The sequence below is a fragment of the Micrococcus sp. iso_26 genome (genome assembly GCF_056172975.1).
The window spans coordinates 2,184,196-2,204,325 of record NZ_CM149652.1 but is presented as its reverse complement, the minus strand read 5'-3'; the positions used below and the strand labels follow the sequence as shown (position 1 = coordinate 2,204,325).

At 73.1% G+C, this 20,130-nt stretch carries 21 protein-coding genes; 13 read left to right on the top strand and 8 right to left on the bottom strand.

The genetic code is table 11. From position 1 onward, the window contains the following. Positions 1 to 70: 70 nt before the first annotated feature. The 6 genes from AC0VX0_RS10250 to paaA are packed head-to-tail and all read right to left on the bottom strand — an operon-like array spanning position 71 to position 4,706. Positions 71 to 856 carry an enoyl-CoA hydratase/isomerase family protein gene (locus AC0VX0_RS10250; protein ID WP_049146507.1) on the bottom strand — a complete coding sequence of 262 codons (786 nt, stop codon included), beginning with the start codon at positions 854 to 856 and terminating at the stop codon, positions 71 to 73. Between the two features lie 31 nt (positions 857 to 887). Further along, complete coding sequence (paaE, locus tag AC0VX0_RS10245; RefSeq protein ID WP_061866839.1) at positions 888 to 2,057, bottom strand: 1,2-phenylacetyl-CoA epoxidase subunit PaaE; 1,170 nt, start codon at positions 2,055 to 2,057, stop codon at positions 888 to 890. Beyond that, on the bottom strand, positions 2,057 to 2,566 hold the full coding sequence (gene paaD, locus AC0VX0_RS10240; RefSeq protein ID WP_049146511.1) for a 1,2-phenylacetyl-CoA epoxidase subunit PaaD: 510 nt from the start codon (positions 2,564 to 2,566) through the stop codon (positions 2,057 to 2,059). The genes paaE and paaD overlap by 1 nt, the downstream gene beginning before the upstream one ends. Then, entirely contained in the window at positions 2,563 to 3,396 is an 834-nt protein-coding gene (gene paaC / locus AC0VX0_RS10235; protein WP_095347245.1) for a 1,2-phenylacetyl-CoA epoxidase subunit PaaC, read from the bottom strand. The genes paaD and paaC overlap by 4 nt, the downstream gene beginning before the upstream one ends. Next, entirely contained in the window at positions 3,393 to 3,695 is a 303-nt protein-coding gene (paaB, locus tag AC0VX0_RS10230) for a 1,2-phenylacetyl-CoA epoxidase subunit PaaB (RefSeq protein ID WP_020624884.1), read from the bottom strand. The genes paaC and paaB overlap by 4 nt, the downstream gene beginning before the upstream one ends. 3 nt (positions 3,696 to 3,698) lie before the next feature. Beyond that, positions 3,699 to 4,706 (bottom strand): 1,2-phenylacetyl-CoA epoxidase subunit PaaA, encoded by a 1,008-nt coding sequence (gene paaA, locus AC0VX0_RS10225; protein WP_101967626.1) that lies wholly within the window; start codon positions 4,704 to 4,706, stop codon positions 3,699 to 3,701. Positions 4,707 to 4,965: 259 nt separating this feature from the next. Between paaA and AC0VX0_RS10220 the strand changes: the two genes are divergently transcribed. After that, positions 4,966 to 5,403 (top strand): hypothetical protein, encoded by a 438-nt coding sequence (locus AC0VX0_RS10220; RefSeq protein ID WP_044658769.1) that lies wholly within the window; start codon positions 4,966 to 4,968, stop codon positions 5,401 to 5,403. After that, positions 5,400 to 6,932, top strand: a complete 1,533-nt coding sequence (locus AC0VX0_RS10215) for a hypothetical protein (protein ID WP_355504864.1) — start codon at positions 5,400 to 5,402, stop codon at positions 6,930 to 6,932. Before AC0VX0_RS10220 ends, AC0VX0_RS10215 begins: the two co-directional genes overlap by 4 nt. Positions 6,933 to 6,966: 34 nt before the next feature. On the opposite strand, the gene AC0VX0_RS10210 is transcribed toward AC0VX0_RS10215, so the two are convergent. Beyond that, positions 6,967 to 8,880: an FAD-binding monooxygenase gene (locus AC0VX0_RS10210; protein ID WP_267715184.1), complete on the bottom strand. Its 1,914-nt coding sequence runs from the start codon at positions 8,878 to 8,880 to the stop codon at positions 6,967 to 6,969. Between the two features lie 198 nt (positions 8,881 to 9,078). Here AC0VX0_RS10210 and AC0VX0_RS10205 point away from each other — a divergent pair, with 198 nt between their 5' ends. The 10 genes from AC0VX0_RS10205 to AC0VX0_RS10160 all read left to right on the top strand — a co-directional run bounded on the left by AC0VX0_RS10205 (position 9,079) and on the right by AC0VX0_RS10160 (position 17,536). Further along, complete coding sequence (locus tag AC0VX0_RS10205; RefSeq protein ID WP_020624880.1) at positions 9,079 to 9,807, top strand: IclR family transcriptional regulator; 729 nt, start codon at positions 9,079 to 9,081, stop codon at positions 9,805 to 9,807. Between the two features lie 56 nt (positions 9,808 to 9,863). After that, positions 9,864 to 10,994 (top strand): histidinol-phosphate transaminase, encoded by a 1,131-nt coding sequence (locus AC0VX0_RS10200; RefSeq protein ID WP_355504866.1) that lies wholly within the window; start codon positions 9,864 to 9,866, stop codon positions 10,992 to 10,994. Between the two features lie 22 nt (positions 10,995 to 11,016). Continuing rightward, positions 11,017 to 11,127, top strand: coding sequence for a helix-turn-helix domain-containing protein (locus AC0VX0_RS10195; RefSeq protein ID WP_355504868.1), 111 nt, complete (start codon positions 11,017 to 11,019; stop codon positions 11,125 to 11,127). A gap of 12 nt (positions 11,128 to 11,139) precedes the next feature. Continuing rightward, positions 11,140 to 11,805, top strand: coding sequence for an IclR family transcriptional regulator domain-containing protein (locus AC0VX0_RS10190; protein ID WP_233263214.1), 666 nt, complete (start codon positions 11,140 to 11,142; stop codon positions 11,803 to 11,805). 123 nt (positions 11,806 to 11,928) lie between these two features. Beyond that, positions 11,929 to 13,137 carry a 4-hydroxybenzoate 3-monooxygenase gene (locus AC0VX0_RS10185; protein ID WP_355504870.1) on the top strand — a complete coding sequence of 403 codons (1,209 nt, stop codon included), beginning with the start codon at positions 11,929 to 11,931 and terminating at the stop codon, positions 13,135 to 13,137. A gap of 45 nt (positions 13,138 to 13,182) precedes the next feature. Continuing rightward, the gene (gene pcaH / locus AC0VX0_RS10180; protein WP_196489408.1) at positions 13,183 to 13,992 is read left to right on the top strand and encodes a protocatechuate 3,4-dioxygenase subunit beta; all 810 of its coding nucleotides are present in this window, start codon (positions 13,183 to 13,185) and stop codon (positions 13,990 to 13,992) included. Continuing rightward, entirely contained in the window at positions 13,992 to 14,639 is a 648-nt protein-coding gene (gene pcaG, locus AC0VX0_RS10175) for a protocatechuate 3,4-dioxygenase subunit alpha (protein WP_020625037.1), read from the top strand. Before pcaH ends, pcaG begins: the two co-directional genes overlap by 1 nt. 104 nt (positions 14,640 to 14,743) lie before the next feature. Further along, positions 14,744 to 16,183: a lyase family protein gene (locus AC0VX0_RS10170; RefSeq protein WP_051995299.1), complete on the top strand. Its 1,440-nt coding sequence runs from the start codon at positions 14,744 to 14,746 to the stop codon at positions 16,181 to 16,183. A gap of 66 nt (positions 16,184 to 16,249) precedes the next feature. Beyond that, positions 16,250 to 17,047, top strand: a complete 798-nt coding sequence (locus tag AC0VX0_RS10165) for an alpha/beta fold hydrolase (RefSeq protein WP_020625038.1) — start codon at positions 16,250 to 16,252, stop codon at positions 17,045 to 17,047. Between the two features lie 63 nt (positions 17,048 to 17,110). Further along, entirely contained in the window at positions 17,111 to 17,536 is a 426-nt protein-coding gene (locus tag AC0VX0_RS10160) for a carboxymuconolactone decarboxylase family protein (RefSeq protein WP_036383603.1), read from the top strand. A gap of 68 nt (positions 17,537 to 17,604) precedes the next feature. On the opposite strand, the gene AC0VX0_RS10155 is transcribed toward AC0VX0_RS10160, so the two are convergent. Further along, positions 17,605 to 18,231, bottom strand: a complete 627-nt coding sequence (locus AC0VX0_RS10155; protein WP_129867092.1) for a DUF4352 domain-containing protein — start codon at positions 18,229 to 18,231, stop codon at positions 17,605 to 17,607. Between the two features lie 449 nt (positions 18,232 to 18,680). Between AC0VX0_RS10155 and AC0VX0_RS10150 the strand changes: the two genes are divergently transcribed. Then, a complete protein-coding gene (locus AC0VX0_RS10150) occupies positions 18,681 to 20,033 on the top strand; it encodes an NAD(P)-binding domain-containing protein (RefSeq protein ID WP_036383606.1) in 1,353 nt (450 codons plus the stop codon). Positions 20,034 to 20,130: the final 97 nt, after the last annotated feature.

Sequence of the window (20,130 nt, the reverse complement as noted above, 5' to 3'; positions counted from 1 at the left end):
GGGACGACGACGGCGCCGCGCCCCTCGCGCGAAGGGTGCGGCGCCGTCGCCGGTGGCGGGGTGCGGCGGCTCAGCCGCGGCCGGTGAACTCCGGCTTCCGCTTCTCCTGGAAGGCCTGGAAGCCCTCGGCGTAGTCGGCGGTGCCGCAGAGCTCGCCCTGGGCGATGTTCTCCGCGTCGAGGGACTCCCACAGGCCCACGCGGTGGTCACGGACCTGGGCCACGAGCTCCTTCGACGCGCGGAACGCGAGGGTCGCGCCGGAGGCCACCTGGGCGACCTTCGCGCGGGTGAACTCGAGCAGCTCGTCCGCGGGCAGGGCCCGGGAGAACAGCCCGGCCTGGACGGCCTCGGCGCCCGAGAGGAGCTCGGCCGTGTAGATCAGGTCCAGGGTGCGGTGCGCGCCCAGGCGCTCGGTGAACAGCCAGTGGCCGCCCGAGTCCAGGGTGGCCCCGAGGTTCGCGAACGGCGAGCCGATCTTCGCGTCCTCGGCCACGTACACCACGTCCGTGGCGATCGCGAGGCCCAGGCCCACGCCCAGGCAGGCGCCCTGCACCGCGGCGAAGGTGGGGACCGGGATCTCGGACATGGCCCGCAGCACCGGGGTGACCCTGTCCCGCAGGTAGGCGGTGGCGTCGTCCTCGGCCGGGACCACGGCGGAGATGTCGCGGCCCGCGCAGAAGCCGCGGCCCTCGCCGCGCAGCAGCACGGCCCGGACCTCACCGGACTCGACGCCGGCGGCGGCCCGCTCGTAGGCGGCCTGGAGTTCGGCCAGCGCGGCCTCGTCCAGGGCGTTCATCCTCTGGGGGGCGTCCAGCACGATCTCGGCGACGCCGTTCTCGACGGTGATCTCGATCATCGGGGGCTCCTTCGGTCTCGTGGGCGGGCGCTCAGGCGTCGAAGTCCAGCGTGATCGAGTCGGAGGTCGGGCGGGTCTGGCACGTGAGCACGTAGCCCTTCTCCACCTCGTCCTTCTCGAGCGCGTAGTTCTCGTCCATCTCGTACGCGCCGTCGACGACCTTGGCGCGGCAGGTGCCGCACACGCCGCCGGCGCAGGCGAAGGGCACGTCCGAGCGGACGCGCAGCGCGGCGTTGAGGACCGTCTCGTGGGCGGACTTGGGGGACTCGACCTTGGCGGTGAGGCCGTCGAGGTTGAACTCGATGGTCACGTTGTCGCCCTTCGGGTCCACCTCCACCACGCGGCCGGAGTGGCCCTGCGGGTTCTCCGGGCGGCCGGTGGTGAACAGCTCGAAGCGCACGTCGTCCTCGGACACGCCGCGGGCGGCGAGCGTCTCACGCGTGAGCTGCACGAGCTCGAACGGGCCGCAGAGGAACCACTCGTCGGTGCCCTCCACGTCGATCACGCGGTCCAGGAGGGTGGTGAGCTTGTCCTCGTCGATGCGGCCGGAGAGCAGCGGGGACACGCGCTGCTCGCGGGAGAGCACGTGGTGCACCGTGAACCGGGCCGGGTACTTGTCCTTGAGGTCGCCGATCTCCTCGGCGAACATCACGTCCATGGCGGAGCGGTTCGCGTAGACCAGGTCGAAGCGCGAGGTCTCGGAGGCCGCGAGCACGGCCTTGGCGATCGCCATGATCGGGGTGATGCCCGAGCCGGCCGCGAACGCCACCAGGTGCGTGTCCTTCTTCTCCGCGACCTTCTCCGCCGCCACCTTCTGGGCGTCGTTGAGGGAGGTGACGTGCGTGCGGGACGTGAACGCGCCCTGCGGGTTCATCACGTCGATCTTCTCGCCGACCTCGAGGCTCTCGTTGGCCCACGTGGAGAACTTGCCGCCGATGTCCTTCTTCACGGCCACGCGGATCTCGCCGCGCTTCGGGACGGCGCAGATCGAGTAGGAGCGGCGCACCTCGGCGCCGTCGAGCTCCTTGCGCAGGGCCACGTACTGGCCCGGCACGTAGTCGTAGTCGTCGGCGAGCTCCTCGGGCACCGCGAAGGTGATCTCCACGGAGTCGTCGGTCAGGCGGCGCAGCTCGGACACCTCGAGGGTGTTGAACGTGGCGCGGCGCTTGCCGGTGGTGGGGACGTCGGTGGTCTCGGTCATCAGTGCACCTTGAAGTAGTCGAAGGGCTCGAGGCACTCCCGGCAGGTGTAGAGGGCCTTGCAGGAGGTGGAGCCGAAGCGGGTGATCTCGCGGGTGTTCAGGGAGTGGCAGCGCGGGCACTTCACGGCCATGCCGATCATGACCGGGCCGTCCGTGGTGCGCGCGACGGGCGGGGCGATGCCGTACTCGTTGAGCTTGGCCTTGCCCTCGTCCGTCATCCAGTCCGTGGTCCACGCCGGCTGCAGCGCCAGGCGCACCTCGGCGTCGGGGAACCCGGCGCGCTCGAGCGCGCGGGTGACGTCCGTGGTGATGGTGTCCATGGCGGGGCAGCCGGAATAGGTGGGCGTGATGACGACGACGGCCCTCTCGCCCTCGGCCCGTGCCTCCCGGAGGATCCCCAGGTCCGCGATGGACAGCACGGGAATCTCCGGGTCGTGCACGGTGGAGGCCGCATCCCAGACCCGCGCATCGGCGGGATCGGCGGGGCGCAGCTCGCTGGCGGTGGTCACCAGGTCGCTCCCGGGTGACGGCGCGCCAGGGACTGCATCTCCGCGAGGATGTACCCGCGGTACTCGCTCATGGCGCCGGAGCGGTCGCCGCCGCGGGCGGTGCCCGTCGTCGGCACGGTCAGGCCGGCCTCCTCGATGGCCGCGCGGATGCGGGTCATCGTGGGCTCCTCGAGCGAGGACGGCAGCACGGCGACGCCCTGCTCGGCGAGGGCGCGGACGACGTCGTCGTCGTGGAAGAGCTCGGCCACGTAGGGCCACAGCTCGTCCAGGCCGCGCTGCATGCGGCGCTTCGACTCCTCGGTGCCCAGGCCCAGGCGCTGCAGCCACAGGGCGGCGTGGTCCTGGTGGTACAGGACCTCCTTGAGGGCCTTGTCCGCGATGGCGGCGAGCGTGGAGTCCGTGGACTCGCGCAGGCGGGTGTACAGCTCGTACGAGTAGAAGGAGTAGTACAGCTGGCGGGCGATGGTCTTGGCGAAGTCGCCGTTCTCGGCCTCCACGAGGCGGACGGAGCGGAACTCCTCCTCGTCGCGGAAGTACGCGAGCTCGTCCTCGGTCTTGCCCCACGCGGTGCCGGCGTAGGAGAGGAGGAAGCGGGCGTGGCCCACGAGGTCCAGGGCGATGTTGCCCAGGGCGATGTCCTCCTCGAGCTCCGGGGCGCGCGAGATCCACCAGGACAGGCGCTGCCCGAGCATCAGGGCGTCGTCGCCGAGGGCGAGGGCGTAGCGGGCGACGTCGTCGCTCGCCTTCTGCTCGCCGGCCGCGATCTCCTCCGCGGTGATGGCCACGCCCGCGGAGTGCCTCGTGGCGGAGTCGTTGGTCGCGAAGCTCACAGGTGCGGCACCCCCTCGGACTGCTGGTAGTAGGTGGCGTGACGGTAGGACTTGCCCTGCGCGGACTCGAAGAAGCCGCCCTTGGAGTCCGGGTCCGAGGCCGCGATGGCCTCGGCCGGGACGACCCACACGGAGGTGCCCTCGTTGCGGCGGGTGTACAGGTCCCGCGCGTTGCGCAGCGCCAGGGTGGCGTCCGGGGCGTGCAGCGAACCGGCATGCACGTGGGAGAGGCCGCGGTTGGCGCGGACGAAGACCTCCCACAGGGGCCAGGCGTGGGAGGCGGCGGTGGTCTCGCTCATGGGTCAGGCTCCGATCAGGTGGGTCTCGGCCGGCGCGTGCTGCTCGGCCTGGCGGCGGGCGTAGGCGGCGGCGGCCTCGCGGACCCAGGCGCCCTCCTCGTGGGCCTGGATGCGGCGGGCCATGCGCTGGGTGTTCATGGGGCCGTCGCCCTTGATCACGGACATGAACTCGTCCCAGTCCAGCTCGCCGAAGTCGTAGTGGCCGCGCTCCTCGTTCCACTTCAGGTCCGGGTCCGGCAGGGTGAGGCCGAGAGCCTCGGCCTGCGGGACGATCATGTCCACGAAGCGCTGGCGCAGGTCGTCGTTGGAGAAGCGCTTGACCTTCCACGCCATGGACTGGCGGGAGTTGGGGGAGTCATCATCCGGCGGGCCGAACATCTGCAGGGCCGGACCGTAGAAGCGGTCCACGGCGTCCTGGGCCATCTGCTTCTGCTCGGGGGTGCCGTGCGAGAGCTCGTAGAGGATCTCCCAGCCCTGGCGCTGGTGGAACGACTCCTCCTTGCAGACGCGCACCATCGCGCGGCCGTACGGGCCGTAGGAGGCGCGGCACAGCGGCACCTGGTTGCAGATCGCGGCGCCGTCGACGAGCCAGCCGATCGCGCCCATGTCCGCCCAGGTGCGGGCCGGGTAGTTGAAGATCGAGGAGTACTTCGCGCGGCCGGAGAGCAGCTGCTCGTTCAGCTCGTCCCGCGGGGTGCCGAGGGTCTCGGCGGCGGAGTACAGGTACAGGCCGTGGCCGGCCTCGTCCTGGACCTTGGCCATGAGGATCGCCTTGCGCTTCAGGGAGGGGGCGCGGGTGATCCAGTTGGCCTCCGGCTGCATGCCGATGATCTCGGAGTGCGCATGCTGGGAGACCTGGCGGGTCAGGGACTTGCGGTACGCCTCGGGCATCCAGTCGCGGGGCTCGATGCGCGAGTCCTCCGCGATCAGGCGATCGAAGTTCTCCTGGCCGGCCGCATCCTCGGGGGACGGGACGGAGGCCAGGTGCTGGGGGGAGCTGGTCTGCGTCATGGGGATCACCTCACGCTGAGTGCGGGCTGGTTCCGTGGTCAGGGCGCACCGGGGCGCACCGAATTACTGACCGCTCGTTCAGGATAGGCCAGGGTGTGACCTCGGTCAACACGCCGGGGCATGCGGGGCCCGGGTGCGATGCGGCCGTCGGGACGGTGCGGGACGGTTCTCTCCTGCACAGGCGTCCCGACGGTGTCCCCCATCCCCGGATCGCCCCTCGCCGCGGTCGCGGGACCCGGGCCCTCCCTACGGTGGCCGCATGTCACCCCTCATCGGACCTCAGCAGATCGCCACGGCCCTGCGGGCCGTCGGACTCGACGACGACGCCGCCCGCCTGGTCGCGTGGGCCGACCCCGCCCGGCGCGAGCGGGAGGCCGCCGAGCAGGCCCTCGCCGACCTCGCCGTGGCCCAGACGCAGCTGCGCACGGCGCTGGGCGGGCTGGTCAGCGCCGCCACGGACGTGCGCTCGGCGATGCACACGGCATGGCGCGGGGAGGCCGCCGGCGCCTATGGGGAGGCCGTCCGGCGGGCGGCGGCCCTGGCGGCGGAGCTCGAACGGGAGGCCGGGGAGTGGCTCGCCCTGCGGGCCACCGCCGAGCGGGACGCCGAGGACGCGCGCCGGAACGCGGAGGCCCGGCAGCGGGCGGCCGAGGAGGCGGCGCTGGCCGTCCTGCGCTCGCTGGCGGTGGCGGCATGACCGGCGGGCGGGGTGCGGGCCCGGGGGCGGTGGCCTTCAGCACGCACGGCGGACCGGGCTCGATCTACGCGGAGGCCGAGGAGATGCGCGTCGTGGCCGGGCGGCACGAGCACGCCGCCGAAGAGGCGGCCGGAGCCTCGTGGCAGGTCGACGCGGCCGCCTTCGGGCTGGGCCGATCGGCCACGTGGCTCGCCTCCGCCGCCCTGCTGCAGGACCGGCTGGCGGAGGCGGTCGGTCGCGTGCGGAGCCTGTCGGAGCAGTGCGCCGAGCTGCACCGCGACCTGCTCTCCGCGGCGGCCCGCTACGAGGAGGCCGAGCGCGCGGCGGCCGGCATCATGGCCGCCGAGGACGCCTCCCTGGAGGAGCTGCCGGCGCTGCTCTGGCGGGACGGCCATGACGGCCTCACCACCCGCGAGGCGGAGCGGCTCGTGCAGGACCTCGTCCAGGCGGTGCCCGAGGCCATCGTGGCCGCCATGCTCACGGCCGCCGGCTTCCCCCTGCTCGCGGCCCTGGCGCGGATCGACGTGAAGATGCTGACGAGGGCGCAGAAGCTCGTGCTGAAGCGGCCCGTCTCCTCCGCGGCGAAGAAGGGGACGGATGCCGCGTCGGACCTCACCGAGGCGCTGCGGGTCTCCCCGGACGAGGCGTGGACCGTGGCGGCGGACGCCCTGACCCTCGCCGGCGCGGCGCCCCGGGGCGCGGTGACCCCGCACGGGGCGCCGCAGGACCGGCCGACGGCGCCCGCCCTGCTGGACGGCTCGGCCACGGGGCTGGCCTCTCTCATCCCGCGTGGGGAGGGGGACGGGGACCTCACGGTCACGGAGGTGGTGCGAGAGAACGGGAGCCGCGCCTGGGTGGTGGGTCTGCCGGGCACCCGCGGCGGCCTGATCCCGGATTCCGAGTCGACCGACCCGTGGGACGCCGGCGGACTCCTGGACGCCCTCGGCTCCGGGTCCGAGGTCACGGCCCCGGCGGTGCGGGCGGCGCTCGAGGCGGCCGACGTCCCGCACGGTGCCCCGCTCGTCCTGGCCGGCTACTCCCAGGGCGGGGTGCACGCCGTGAACCTGGCCGGGCGCGAGGACTTCACGTCCGTGTACCCCGTGACCGGCGTCATGACGGTCGCGGCGCCGTCCGGCAACGCGGTGGAGACCGGGCGGACCGCGGTGCTGGAGTTCTCCGCGGACGGGGACCTGGCCGTCGCCGCGGACGGGGCGCCCACCCCCGTCTCGGCGCGCCGGGCCGAGGTGGTCTTCCACCCGGCCGGCCACGGGTGGGATGCGCCCGGGGGCGGCTTCCGGACCACCTCTCCGCTGGCGGCCGAGGACGACCTGGACGTCGCCCACGACTTCGACGTCCAGGTGGACCTGATCCGGCAGTTCGAGGCCGCCGAGCCCGCATCCCGGGCGGAGGTCGCCGGGCTCTCCGCCGCGTTGGCCGGGCTGACCGCCGGCACCGTGGCCTCGAGCCGGGCGGTGCGCCTGCGCCGCACGCCGCCCGAGCGGGGCCACCTGCCCCCGGGATCCCGGTGAGCGCGCCGGCGGCGGGGCGCCCGCCGCCGCCCGCTCAGTTCGCGTCGAGCAGCACGCCGGCGAAGAACGCGTTCAGGCGGTCGACCTCGTCCAGGCCGAAGACGCCGGAGACGTACTGGTCCGGGCGGACCACGACGACGGCGCCGTCACGGCTGATGCCGCGGGCCTCGAAGATGTCCTCGCCGTGCTTGGGCTGACACGTGGCGAAGATGTTGTTCAGGTCGTGCAGGCCGAGGGAGCCGGTGGTCGGCCGGAAGATCGACGGCACGTCCGGGTGGGCGAACTCGGTCTGCTTCTGCTGGTACACGACCTTGATGTCGAAGCGGGCGTCCTCCGGCCCGTCCGACGGGGTGTGGCGGTTGCGGAAGGACCGCGGGTCCTCCTCGATCGCCTTCGCCCACGCCGCGACCTTCGAATCCTCGGCGCGCGGGGAGGCGGCGTCGGCGAACACGTAGACGCGCCAGCGGCCGTCCGCGCGGTGCAGGTGGCCCAGGTGCTTCACGTTGGTGTCGCACGAGCGCTCCACCAGCGCCGACTTGAAGCGCTTGCCGATGGGGTAGCCCTGCGCCAGCGCCTGGCCGGTGGCGTCCGTGGTGAGGAGGGAGGGCCGGTACTGCGTCATGAAGCCGGCCGGGAACTCGGCGGTCTTCGTGTAGAACTCGGCCACCTCGTTCGGGTCGCCCAGCTCGGAGGTGGGCTTGGCCATGAGCGTCGACCACTCCTTGTCGAAGTCGATCAGGTTCTTGGCGATCTCCTTGCGCTCCTCCGAGTAGGTCGGCACGAGCTCGACCGGGGCCATCCCGGAGAGCACCTGGCCCAGCTTCCAGCCGAGGTTCCAGCCGTCCTGCATGGACACGTTCATGCCCTGGCCGGCCTTCGCGGAGTGGGTGTGACAGGCGTCGCCGAGCAGGAACACGTTGGGGTGGGCCACGCGCTCGCGGTTGTCGAAGCCCGAGGTGAGGCGGTGGCCCACCTCGTACACCGAATGCCAGGCGACCTCCTTCACGTCCAGCGTGTAGGGGCGCAGGATCTGCTGGGCCCGGCGGATGATCTCCTCGAGCGGGGTCTGGCGCACCTGGTGGTTGTCGTCCGCCGGGACCTCGCCGAGGTCCACGTACATGCGGAACAGGTGGCCGCCCTCGCGGGGGATCAGGAGGATCGAGCCGCTGGACGAGTGGATCGCGCACTTGGTGCGGATGTCCGGGAAGTCCGTGTCGGCCAGCGCGTCCATGACGCCCCACGCGTGGTTCGCGGCGTCGCCGGTCAGGGTGTGGCCGATCGCCTTGCGGACACGAGAGCCCGCGCCGTCCGCGCCCACCACGTACTTGGCGCGCACCTGGCGGGTCGCGCCTGAGGCGGGGTCCTCGAGGGCGTTGCCCTCGGCGTCCACGGTGCGGCGCAGGGTCACGAGCACGGGGTGCTCGCCGTCGTTCGTGTCCTCGAGGGTCTCGAACGCCCAGCCGTAGTCCGGCCGCGCACGGGTGGGGGAGTTCTTCATGTACTCGGCGAACCAGTCCAGGATGCGGGCCTGGTTCACGATCAGGTGCGGGAACTCGGAGACGCCCTCCGGGTCGTCCTCGGCCAGCGAGGTGCGCACGATCGTGTCTGCGTCGTCCTCGGCCGGGTTCCAGAACGCCATGGAGGTCAGGTCGAAGGCCTCGTCGATGATCTCGCTTGCGAAGCCGAAGGCCTGGAAGGTCTCTACGGAGCGGGCCTGGATGCCGTCCGCCTGGCCGATCTCGAGGCGGTGGGGGCGGCGCTCGATGATGCGGGTGTGGACGTCCGGGAACATCGCGAGCTGGGCGGCGGCGATCATGCCGGCCGGGCCCGAGCCGACGATCAGCACGTCCATCTCGTCCGGCAGCTCGGCGGGGCGGTCCAGGCCGATGCCGGCCGCCACCTGGACGCGCGGGTTCGTGGAGACATAGCCGTGGTGGTGGAAGAGCATGGGGGTCCTTTCGCTGCGGGGGATGTCGCTGCGCGGCGCGCGTGCCACCCGACGGCGTGTTCTCTCAGAGAACACGGTGTTCCCCCTGGGAACACATGTGTGCCAGACTGTACGCGGACGTGACAGGGTTCACAACCGGTGCGCGGGCCGACCACGCCCCGGGCGCGTCACGTCCGGCACGCGAGGCGAGGAGCACGGATGGCAGAGCACGACGGCGGCCCGGTCCGGGAGGGCGCACCCTCCCAGACGCTCTCCCGCGCGCTCACCCTGCTCGAGACCGTCGTGGAGGCGCCCGAGCCGCCCACCATCGCCGACCTCGCCGACGGCCTGGGCGTCCATCGCTCGGTCGCCTACCGCATGCTGCGCACCTTCGAGGCCCACGGCCTGCTGCGCCGCGACGGCCTCGGCCGCGTCCACGCCGCCCCCGGCCTGGCCGTCCTCGCCCGCCGGGTGGAGCAGGATCTGCGCGCGGCGGCCATGCCGCACCTGACCGCCGTCTCCACCGACCTGGGCATGACCGCGTTCCTGGTGGTGTGGGACGGGGCCCACTGCCTCACCCTGGCCACGGCCGAGCCGCCCAGCGGCAACCTCGTCACGCAGCGGCCGGGGACCCGGCACCCCCTCGGGGTCGGTGCGCCGGGGATGGCGATCGCCGTCGCCCTGACCGGACAGGAGTGGGCGCGGCTGCCCGGCGAGGCCCCGCCCGAGCGACCCGAGCTCGACGACGTGCGGGAGCGCGGCTGGGCCGTCAGCTCCGACGAGGTCATCACCGGCGTCTCCTCGGTGGCCGTGCCGCTGCGGGTCCCGGGCCAGCTGCCCGCCGCCCTCGCCGTGGTCTACGCGACGCGGCCGGAGGACCCGGCGCGCCTCGGGGACCGGCTCGGTGAGGCGGCCCGGGCCGTCGCCGTCGCCTTCGGCGCAGCCTGAGCCCGGGTCCCGTGGTGCCGCTCACGGCGTCCGCAGCCCGCATTACCCTGGTGGCCATGACTGATGACGCACAGCAGACGCCCGCCGTGGTCGCGCCCCACAAGAAGGTCGGCATGCTGCCGCCGTACGCCGCCGGCAAGCCGCCGGTCGCCGTCCCGGGCCTGCACCCCTACAAGCTCTCCTCGAACGAGAACCCCTACGCGCCCGTGCCCGGCGTGATCGACCGGGTGCGTCAGGTCGTGACCGGCCCGGAGGGCGCGCCCAGCACCCTCTGCCGCTACCCGGACACCCTCTCCACCGGCCTGCGCCAGGCCCTGGCCGCGCACCTGGACGTCCCGGCGGACGACGTCGTGACCGGTGCCGGCTCCCTCGGCGCCCTGGCCCAGGTCATCACCGCCTTCGCCGGCCACGGCGAGGCCGGGGAGGGCGACGAGGTGATCTTCGCGTGGCGCTCCTTCGAGGCCTACCCGATCGTGGTCCGCACCGCCGGTGCCGTGGACGTGCAGGTGCCGCTCACCGCGGACCACCGCCACGACCTGCCGGCCATGCTGGAGGCGATCACGGAGCGGACCCGCGTGATCCTGCTCTGCACCCCCAACAACCCGACCGGCCCCGTGCTCACCACCGCCGAGGTCGAGGACTTCCTGGCGCGCGTGCCCGCGCACATCCTCGTGGTCATCGACGAGGCGTACGTGGAGTTCGTCCGCGACGAGGACGCGGTCAAGGGTCCGGAGATGTACCGCAAGCACGCGAACGTCGTCGTGCTGCGCACCTTCTCGAAGGCGCACGGCCTGGCCAACCTGCGCGTGGGCTACTCGGTCTCGCAGCCGGAGATCACCAAGGCCCTGCGCACCGTGGCCACCCCGTTCGCGGTGTCCACGGTGGCCGAGGAGGCCGCGATCGCCTCGCTCGAGCACCTGGACGAGGTCCTCGAGCGCGTGCAGGTCGTCGTCGACGAGCGCGAGCGCGTCGCCGCCGCCCTGGCCGGGGCCGGCTGGGACCTGCCCTCCTCGCAGGCCAACTTCGTGTGGCTGCCGCTCGGCGAGCGCACGCAGGCCTTCGCCGAGGCCGCCCAGGCCCGGGCCCTGTCCGTCCGGGCGTTCGCGGGCGAGGGCGTGCGCGTGAGCATCGGCGAGCAGGAGGCCAACGACCGCTTCCTCGAGGTCGCGCGCGACTTCCTGACGTGAGCGGGTCGGCGCGAGCGGCACGTTGGACCGGCTGATCCGGGTCCGCTTCGCGTTCGACGCGGAGCGTCCGGTGTTGACCGTGGCGGCCCTGGCCCGGCGCACCGAGCTGCCCCTGGCCACCGCCTATCGGTAGGTGGACCGGCTGGTGCGCGCCGAGCTGCTGCAGAAGGACGAGGACGGCGTGGTCCGGCCCGGCCTGCGGCTGTGGGAGATGGCCTCCCGGAGCGCGCCGAGCATGTCCCTGGCCCGGACGGCCATGCCGTTCCTCGTGGACGTGCAGTCGGTCCTGCGGCAGCACACGCAGCTCGCGGTCCTCGACGACGACGGCGTCCTCGTGCTCGCCCGGCTCTCCTCCCAGGGGGCCGTGGTGAACCAGGCGGACGTCGCGGGTCGGCTGCCGCCGTTCACCACCGCCCTGGGACTCGTGCTGCTCGCCCACGCCCCGGTCGAGACGGCGGAGCGGTTCATCGCCCGGCACCGGGACCGGCTCGGCGCCGTCGTGGATCACCATCCCCTCGAGTCGGGGCGTGCGGTGCCCGCGGGCGTGCGGGCGCGGGTGGCCACGCCCAGCGAGCCGCGGCTGCGAGCGCTTCTGGCGGATGTGCGGCGGGAGGGGTACGCGGCCGTGGACGGCGCGTTGGACGAGGAGTCCCGGGGGGTCGCCGTGCCGGTCCGCGGGGCCGACGGCGTGGCGGCGGCCGCGCTCGGGGTCGTCGTCCCCCGCGAGGCGCCGTACACCCCGGGGGTGCCGCCCCTGCTGATGACGGCCGCCCGGGGGATCGCCCGCGGACTCGGCGGCCATTCTCACTGAGTGAGAACGGCCGGGCGCGGGCCGTGTCCTGCGCCACAGGATGGTCGGGACCTCCGCCGCCGGCCCCGGCCGCGCGGCCCGACCCGCCCGGCCCGACCGGTGACGTCCCCCGGAAAGGACGCCATGACCCAGCCCCCCGTGACCCGCACCCGCGTCGGCATCGTCGGCGGCGGGCCCGCCGGCCTGATGCTCTCCCACCTGCTCGCGCGGCAGGGGATCGACAACGTCGTCCTCGAGTCCCGTGACCCCGAGACCATCGCGCACACCCACCGCGCGGGCATCCTCGAGCAGCCCAGCGTGGAGATGCTGACGGACATGGGCGTCGACGGCCGGGTGAGGACGGTGGGCGACGAGCACCGCGGCATCATCCTGCGCTTCGACGGCGAGTCGCATGCCCTGGACTTCCCGGAGCTCGTGGGTGCCACGGTCACCCTGTACGCGCAGAACGAGGTCTTCGTCGACCTCGCCGCGGCGCGGCGGCGCGACGGCGGCGACGTCCGCTTCGAGACCGAGGTGCTCGAGGTGCTCGACGTCGACTCGGACACCCCCGGCGTCCGGTTCCGCTCCGTGGCCGCTGGCGAGGAGGGGCCGGTCGAGGAACTGCGCTGCGACATCCTCGTGGGCGCGGACGGCTCGCGTTCCACCGTCCGCAAGGCCCTCCAGCGCGACACCGAGGGCGAGGACCACTTCCACGCGTACCCCTTCGCCTGGTTCGGCATCCTCGCCGAGGCGCCCAAGTCCTCGCCTGAGCTGATCTACGCCCGCTCCGAGCATGGCTTCGGCCTGATCTCGCAGCGCTCGGAGACCGTGCAGCGCATGTACTTCCAGTGCGACCCCTCGACCCGCGTGGCGGACTGGTCCGACGACCGGATCTGGGACCGGCTGCAGCGCATCGTGGCCGGCCCGGACGGCTTCACCCTCAAGACCGGCCCCATCATCGACAAGACGGTGCTCGGCTTCCGCTCCTATGTGCGCACACCGCTGAGTCACCGCAACGTCTTCCTCGCCGGCGACGCCGGACACACCGTCCCGCCCACCGGGGCGAAGGGCCTGAACCTCGCCTTCGCGGACGTGCGCGTCCTGGCCGAGGCGCTCGAGTCGTGGGCCGCCACGGGCTCGCGCGACCTGCTCGACGCCTACTCGGAGACGGCGCTGACCCGCGTGTGGAAGGACCAGAACTTCTCCTACTGGATGACCACCATGCTCCACGCCCGCCCGGACGCCTCGGAGTTCGAGGACATGCGCGTGCGCGGTGAGCTCCGCAACGTGGTCCAGTCCCGTTACGGACGGCAGTTCCTCGCCGAGCAGTACACCGGCTGGCCCTCCGCCTGAGCCCGACCGATCCCCGACCCCGCAGAGAAAGGAGCCGACGTGAGCATCGCCGCCCAGGCCAAGGACGACGACACGTTCGACAGCGCCCACGTGCTCGATCCAGCCGCCACCCGCGACTCGCAGGGGCAGATCAGTGAAGAGATCGCGGCCGTCCATGCCCAGGCCCAGGGCGAGACCCAGCCGCGGCTCGACTTCCCGCCCTATCGCTCGTCGGTGTTCCGCCACCCCACCAAGTCGCTCGTGCACGCCGACCCCGAGACCGTGGAGCTGTGGTCCCCGGCCTTCGGCCACCGCGACGTGCACCCGCTCGAGGCGGACCTGACCGTCGGCCAGAACGGCGAGCCGATCGGCGAGCGCATCAAGGTGCGCGGCCGCGTGCTCGACGACGACGGCCGCCCCGTGCGCCACCAGCTGGTGGAGATCTGGCAGGCCAACGCGGCCGGCCGCTACGTGCACAAGCGGGACCAGCACCCCGCGCCGCTGGACCCGAACTTCACGGGCATCGGCCGCACACTGACCGGCGCGGACGGGACCTACGAGTTCACCACCATCAAGCCGGCCCCGTACCCGTGGAAGAACCACCGCAACGCGTGGCGCCCGGCGCACATCCACTTCTCCCTGTTCGGCACGGACTTCACGCAGCGCATGATCACCCAGATGTACTTCCCGGGCGATCCGCTGTTCCCGCTGGACCCGATCTACCAGGGCATCACGGACCAGGCCGCCCGCGACCGGCTCGTGGCCACCTACGACCACTCGGTGACCAGCCACGAGTGGAACACCGGCTACTGGTGGGACATCGTGCTCACGGGCAGCCACCGCACCTGGATGGAAGACGAGGAGGGCGATCACTGATGCGGATCGACGAGACCACCGAGCGCACCGCCGACGGGAGGCTGGTCCCCACCCCGGGCCAGACCATCGGCCCGTTCTTCGGCTACGCGAACGGCTACGAGCAGGTCCACCTGCCGTGGCGCGACGGCCACCAGCTGGTCCCCGCGGGCCGCGCGGACGCGATGCGCCTGTTCGGCACCGTCTACGACGGCAACGGCGATCCGATCCCGGACGCCATGATCGAGATCTGGCAGGCCGACGCCGAGGGCGTCATCTCGCAGGAGGACGGCTCCCTCGTCCAGGACGGCTTCACCTTCACCGGCTGGGGCCGCTGCGCCGTGGACAACGCGGGCCGCTACACCTTCTCCACCGTGGAGCCCGGCGTGGTGAACGAGGACCGCGCCCGGTTCATCCACGTCGTCGTGTTCGCCCGCGGCCTGCTGAACAAGCTGCACACCCGCGTGTACCTGCCCGAGGACGCCGAGGCGATCGTGCAGGACGCGTTCCTGACCTCCCTCGACGAGGACCGCCGTCGCACCCTGATCGGCACCCGGAACGACGACGGCTCGCTCGAGTTCGACATCTGGATCCAGGGCCCCGGGGAGCACGCACCGAAGGAGACCGTGTTCCTGCAGTTCCCCGGCATCGAGTACCCCGAGCTCGACTGACGCCGGCCTCGGCCGCAGGCCCGGCCCCTCCCACACGCGGGACGGGTCGGGCCTGACGCCGCCTCCGGAGCCCGATCCCACCCCTCCGACCCCAGGAGCCCGCCATGACCTCAGCCGCCGCCGACCTCGCCGCCGTCGCCGACGTCGGCCTCCTGGATCCGGCCTGGGCCGGCAGTCGGGCGGAGGCCGCCACCGCGGACCGCACCTTCCTGGGGCACCTGCTCGACGTCGAGGCGGCCTGGGTGCGCGTGCTCGCCCGGCACGGGCTCGCCACGGAGGCGGAGGCGGCGGCCGCCGCGGCGGCGGGCGACCCGGACGCCTACGACCTCGCCGCGCTCGCCCGCGCGGCCCAGGGCGGCGGCACCCCCCTGATCCCGGCGCTGAAGGCGCTGCGCGCGCAGCTGCCGGCCGGCTCCCGCGCCGTGCACCTGGGCGCCACGAGCCAGGACGTCGTGGACTCCGCGCTGATGGTCATGGTGGGCCGGGTGGGCGCGATCCTGGCCGAGGACCTCGCCGCCGCGCAGGACGCGCTTGCGGAGCTGGCCCGCGCCCACCGCTCGACGCCGATGGTCGCCCGATCCCTCGCCCAGCACTCCCTGCCCTCCACCTTCGGGCTGCGCGCCGCGAACTGGCTCGACGGCCTCGGCCAGGCCGCGGATCGGCTCGCCGCCGCCGTCGCGGACCTGCCCGTCCAGTGGGGCGGCGCCGCCGGCACCCTGGCCTCCCTGTCCGGGCACGTCGACCGCGCGCACCGCGCGGGGACCCTCGGCCCCGAGGTCACCGCGTTCACCCTGGTCGAGGACCTTGCCGCCGAGCTGGGCCTCGCCGCCCCCGCCGGGCCCTGGGACACGAACCGCATGGCCGTCACGGGCGTGGCCGCGGCCCTGGCCGACGTCGTGGCCGCGTGCGGGAAGATCGCCAACGACGTGCTGACATCGGCGCGGATCGAGAACGGCGAGCTCGGTGAGCCGCTTGCGGCCGGCCGCGGCGGCTCCTCCCCGATGCCGCACAAGCAGAACCCCGTGCTCTCCGTGCTGATCCGCTCCGCCGCGCTGTCCGCCCCCGGGCTCGCGGCGCGGGTGTACACGGCGGCCGGCGCCGCGGACGACGAGCGCCCGGACGGGGCCTGGCACGCCGAGTGGCCCGCGCTGCGCCGCCTGCTGCGGGTGGCCGGCGGGACCGCGGCCCTGACCCGCGAGCTCGTCTCCGGCCTGCGCGTCCACGAGGACCGCATGCGGCGCAACCTGGAGCTCACCGGCCCGCTGCTCGTCTCCGAGCCGATCATGGCCGAGCTGGCTCCGGAGCTGGACGAGGCCTCCGGCGAGCCGGGCTCCGGGAAGCGGCTGATCCAGGACGTCGTGGACCGCTCCCTGGCGTGCGAGGGGAACTTCCGCGCCCTGCTGCGCGCGGCGGTCCCGGAGTCCGTTCCGGACGCCCGCCTCGACGACCTCCTCGACCCCGCCGCCTACACGGGGGAGGCCGAGGCCCTCGTGGACCGCCTCCTCGCCGCCCGCCGGGGCACGACGACGCCGCCCCGCACCTGAGACCATCTCCGTCAGAACCGGCCGCGCCCCTCGGGGTGCGGCGCCGCCGCAGAGGAAGGACCGCCCATGAGCACCCCCCGTGTCACCACCACCCTCCTGAAGCCCGCCCAGGACCCCGCCCGCGTGCTCGTGGTCGGCGCCGGCCTCGGCACCGGCGTCCAGGCCCTGTGGAGCCTCGCCGCGCAGCAGCTCCCTGAGGACACCGTGGTGGTCGGCTACGACCTGCCCGGCCACGGCGCCTCCGAGCCCCACGCCGAGCCGTTCTCGATGGCGGAGCTGGCGGACGCCGTCGTCGCCGCCGTGCAGGCGCTGCAGGAGGACGGCACCGTTCCCGCGGACCTGCCCGTGCACTTCGCGGGCGTCTCCCTCAACGGGTGCGTGGCGCTGCAGCTGGCCCTGGACCACGCGGACACCGTCTCCGGTGTGGCCGTGATCTGCTCCGCCGCGAAGATCGGCGAGGCGGGGTCCTGGCGCGAGCGCGCCGAGCTCGTGGAGCGTGCCGGCACCCCGACCCTCGTCGAGGGCTCGGCGCAGCGCTGGTTCGCCGACGGGTTCATCGCGGCCCACCCGGAGCGGACGACGGGCCTGCTGCACACCCTGCAGGAGGCGGACCGCCATTCCTACGCGCGCCTGTGCGAGGCGCTGGCCGACTTCGACGTGCGCGGGCGCCTCGGGGAGATCGCCGTCCCCGTCCTCACGATCCACGGCGTGGCGGACCAGGTCACCCCGCCCTCGGCGGGCGAGGAGATCGCCGCCGCGGTGCCGGGCACCGTGACCCACGTGTTCGACGAGACCGCCCATCAGGCCCCCCTCGAGCAGCCCGAGCGCACCGCCGCGGCCCTGGCCGCCTTCCCGGCGCGCTGAGCCGCCCGCCCCCTCCCGCCCTGCCCCGCACGACGACGCCCCCACCACGAGGAGAGACTGCGCATGAGCGCCGAGCAGCCCATCGGGCACGACATGGACCGCACCTCCCAGGAGGTGCTCGACGCGGGCATGGCCGTGCGCCGCGAGGTCCTGGGCGACGCCCACGTGGCCCGCGCCGAGGCGAGGAAGGACGCCACCACCGAGGACTTCCAGAACCTGATCACCCGCTACGCATGGGGGACGATCTGGACGCGGCCCGGTCTGGACCGGCGGATGCGCTCAGCCGTGACCATCTCCGCCATGGTGGCCGGCGGCTACTGGGACGAGTGCGCCATGCACCCGCGCGCCGCCCTGCGCAACGGCCTGACCCGGGAGGAGATCCAGGAGATCAGCCTGCAGACCGCGGTCTACGCCTCCGTGCCGGCGGCGAACATCGCGTTCAAGCTCGCCCAGGAGGACGCCGACCTCGCCGAGGGCAGGCCGCTCTGAGCGCAACGTTCACAGCGCGCACGAGGCCCCATGCCCGGGAAGGACATGGGGCCTCGTCTGCGCGCTGATCAGTCGAGCTCGACGACCACCGGCTGATCGAGGGAGAGGCCGCCCCCGGAGACCTTGACCTGGGTGATCTCGGTCCCTGCCGGAACGTCGAACCACAGGTAGCCGCTGGCCACGTTGCCCGGGTTGGTCGGCTCGATGTTCATGCCGTTCTCGGTGCCGTAGATCGATGCGTCCGTGCTGTAGCTGTACTCGGCCCCGTCTGCGCTGACGAGCTTCACGCTGTCGGCGAAGAACGTCCGCTCCTCCTTGGCGTTGTTCTTCGCGCTGATCTGCACGGGCACGAACTCGCCCTGGGCCTCCGTGGAGAAGCCGGACGGGCCGACGCTCGCGACGGGCGTATCGACCGACTCAACGGTCGTGGCCCAGTCGCCCACGGTGAACTCCTGGCCGAGGCCGACCTTGGCTGCCTCGTCGCTGGAGCTGGTCTCGCCCTGGGAGGCGGCCTCTCCGCCCCCCTCCGAGGTGCTGTTCGAACCGCCGCCCATCATGGAGGCGAGGACGGCGATCACGATCAGGGCGAGCAGGCCGATCAGGGCGTACTTGAGACACCCCCCTTTCTTCTTCGCGGGGGGCTGCACGACATTGCCGTTGGCGTCGTAATACACAGGATTGCTCTTGCGGGCCACGATGCTCCTTCGGGAGGGCGCAGTGATGTCACATGCCGTTGTGGCCAACGGCTGCCATGCACGGCGCGTGAATTGAGTAATGAATGATGGGAGTATCGCATGCCGTAGAGGAAGCTGGGAGTACTCCCCGGAGCATCGCGTTCCAGCTGGCCCAGGAGGTCTTCGCCCGGCACGATGCCGACCTTGCCGACGCCGGGTCCGGCGTCGTGCTGGGCATGTGGGACCCGGCCGGCCTCCTCTACGGCCTCGGACTCATGGCCGTGGCGGCCGTGACCCTTGTCCGCCGCGCCCCGTTCGGCGGGTCGATCATGGTGCGGGTGGCCCGCTGCACTTGTGACCCTTCTGGCGGCCGTTCCACCCCGGAGAAGGGTCAGAACCGCAGTCGATTCGCGGGGGCCGGTGCTACGGTCGGGCCGAGCCGCCCCACCCCCACTCTCGGAAGGACACCCATGCGTGAGCGCGTCGCCCTGATCGGAGCCGGCCCGTCCGGCATGGCCCTGCTGAGGAGCCTCGCCCTGGCCGAGGACGCGGGGGCGGCGGTCCCGGAGGTCGTGGCGTTCGAGCGCCAGGACGACTGGGGCGGCCAGTGGAACCTGGACTGGCGCACCGGCGCGGACCGCCACGGCGAGCCCGTGCACTCCGCCATGTACCGGGACCTGTGGATCAACGGGCCCAAGGAGTGCATGGAGTACCCGGACTACCCGTTCGATGCGCATTTCGGCCGCGCCGTGTCCTCGTACCTCCCGCGGGAGGCCATGCGGGACTACATCGTGGGCCGGGTGGCCGAGGTGGCCGGGCGCATCCGCCCGCAGATCCGGTTCGCCACGGCCGTCCGCTGGGTGCAGCCGCTCGACGACGGCGGGTTCGGGGTGACCTCGGAGGACCTGGTCACGCGCGAGGCCGTCACCGAGCGGTTCGACCGCGTCGTGGTGGCCACCGGGCACTTCCACGCCCCGCACCTGCCGTCCTGGCCCGGCGTGGAGACCTTCCCCGGGCAGGTCCAGCACGCCCACGACTACCGAAGCCCGGAGCCGTACACGGGCCGTCGCGTGCTCGTGGTGGGCTCCTCCTACTCCGGGCAGGACCTGGCCCTGCAGCTGCACCGCGCCGGCGCCGCCCACGTGACCACCGCCTACCGTGCCCGCCCGCAGGACATCGCGTGGCCGGCCGGCATGGACGAGGCCCCCGAGGTGCAGGGGTTCGACGGTGCGGAGGTCACCTTCGCGGACGGCTCCACCGGCGAGTACGACGCCGTGCTGCTGTGCACCGGCTACCGCCACCACTACCCCTTCCTGCCGGGCGAGCTGGCGCTGGCCGGCCCGAACCTGCTGGCCCCGTTCGGGCTGTGGAAGGGCGTGGTCTGGCACGCCGACCCGCGCGTGCTCTACCTGGGTGCCACCCAGCAGCTGTTCACCCTGACGCTCCTGGACGCGCAGGCCTTCTTCGCCCGCGACGTGCTGCTCGGCCGCGTCCCGGTGCCCGGCGATGAGGAGCGTCGGGCCGACATGGACGCCTGGTTCGAGCGGATGACGCGGATCGACGGGCCGCCGGCCGCGCTGGCCTACCAGGGCGCGTACATCCAGGACCTGTCCTCCCACACGGACTGCCCGGAGGTGGACGTCGAGGCGGTGGCCCGCACCTTCCTCGAGATGCGCGACGCCCGGATCGAGGACGTCCGGACGTTCCGCGACCGGCGGCACCGCTCGACCGTGACCGGCACGCTGGCCGCGGCGCACCCGGTGCCGTGGATGGACCGCCCGGACGACTCCCTCGAGGAGTACCTCCGCCGCTTCCCGGCCTGACCCCCCACCCTGCCCTTCCCGTTCCGAATCCACTGCACTTCCGACCCTTCTGGCGGCCGTTCCGGGCCTCAGACGGGTCAGAACCGCAGTCGATTCG

What these genes read in the sequence shown, in the direction of transcription:
- AC0VX0_RS10250 (WP_049146507.1), bottom strand. Translation starts at nt 856, where the DNA reads ATGATCGAGATCACCGTCGAGAACGGCGTCGCCGAGATCGTGCTGGAC.
- paaE (WP_061866839.1), bottom strand. Translation starts at nt 2,057, where the DNA reads ATGACCGAGACCACCGACGTCCCCACCACCGGCAAGCGCCGCGCCACG.
- paaB (WP_020624884.1), bottom strand. Translation starts at nt 3,695, where the DNA reads ATGAGCGAGACCACCGCCGCCTCCCACGCCTGGCCCCTGTGGGAGGTC.
- paaA (WP_101967626.1), bottom strand. Translation starts at nt 4,706, where the DNA reads ATGACGCAGACCAGCTCCCCCCAGCACCTGGCCTCCGTCCCGTCCCCC.
- AC0VX0_RS10220 (WP_044658769.1), top strand. Translation starts at nt 4,966, where the DNA reads ATGTCACCCCTCATCGGACCTCAGCAGATCGCCACGGCCCTGCGGGCC.
- AC0VX0_RS10215 (WP_355504864.1), top strand. Translation starts at nt 5,400, where the DNA reads ATGACCGGCGGGCGGGGTGCGGGCCCGGGGGCGGTGGCCTTCAGCACG.
- AC0VX0_RS10210 (WP_267715184.1), bottom strand. Translation starts at nt 8,880, where the DNA reads ATGCTCTTCCACCACCACGGCTATGTCTCCACGAACCCGCGCGTCCAG.
- AC0VX0_RS10205 (WP_020624880.1), top strand. Translation starts at nt 9,079, where the DNA reads ATGGCAGAGCACGACGGCGGCCCGGTCCGGGAGGGCGCACCCTCCCAG.
- AC0VX0_RS10200 (WP_355504866.1), top strand. Translation starts at nt 9,864, where the DNA reads ATGACTGATGACGCACAGCAGACGCCCGCCGTGGTCGCGCCCCACAAG.
- AC0VX0_RS10185 (WP_355504870.1), top strand. Translation starts at nt 11,929, where the DNA reads ATGACCCAGCCCCCCGTGACCCGCACCCGCGTCGGCATCGTCGGCGGC.
- pcaG (WP_020625037.1), top strand. Translation starts at nt 13,992, where the DNA reads ATGCGGATCGACGAGACCACCGAGCGCACCGCCGACGGGAGGCTGGTC.
- AC0VX0_RS10170 (WP_051995299.1), top strand. Translation starts at nt 14,744, where the DNA reads ATGACCTCAGCCGCCGCCGACCTCGCCGCCGTCGCCGACGTCGGCCTC.
- AC0VX0_RS10165 (WP_020625038.1), top strand. Translation starts at nt 16,250, where the DNA reads ATGAGCACCCCCCGTGTCACCACCACCCTCCTGAAGCCCGCCCAGGAC.
- AC0VX0_RS10160 (WP_036383603.1), top strand. Translation starts at nt 17,111, where the DNA reads ATGAGCGCCGAGCAGCCCATCGGGCACGACATGGACCGCACCTCCCAG.
- AC0VX0_RS10150 (WP_036383606.1), top strand. Translation starts at nt 18,681, where the DNA reads ATGCGTGAGCGCGTCGCCCTGATCGGAGCCGGCCCGTCCGGCATGGCC.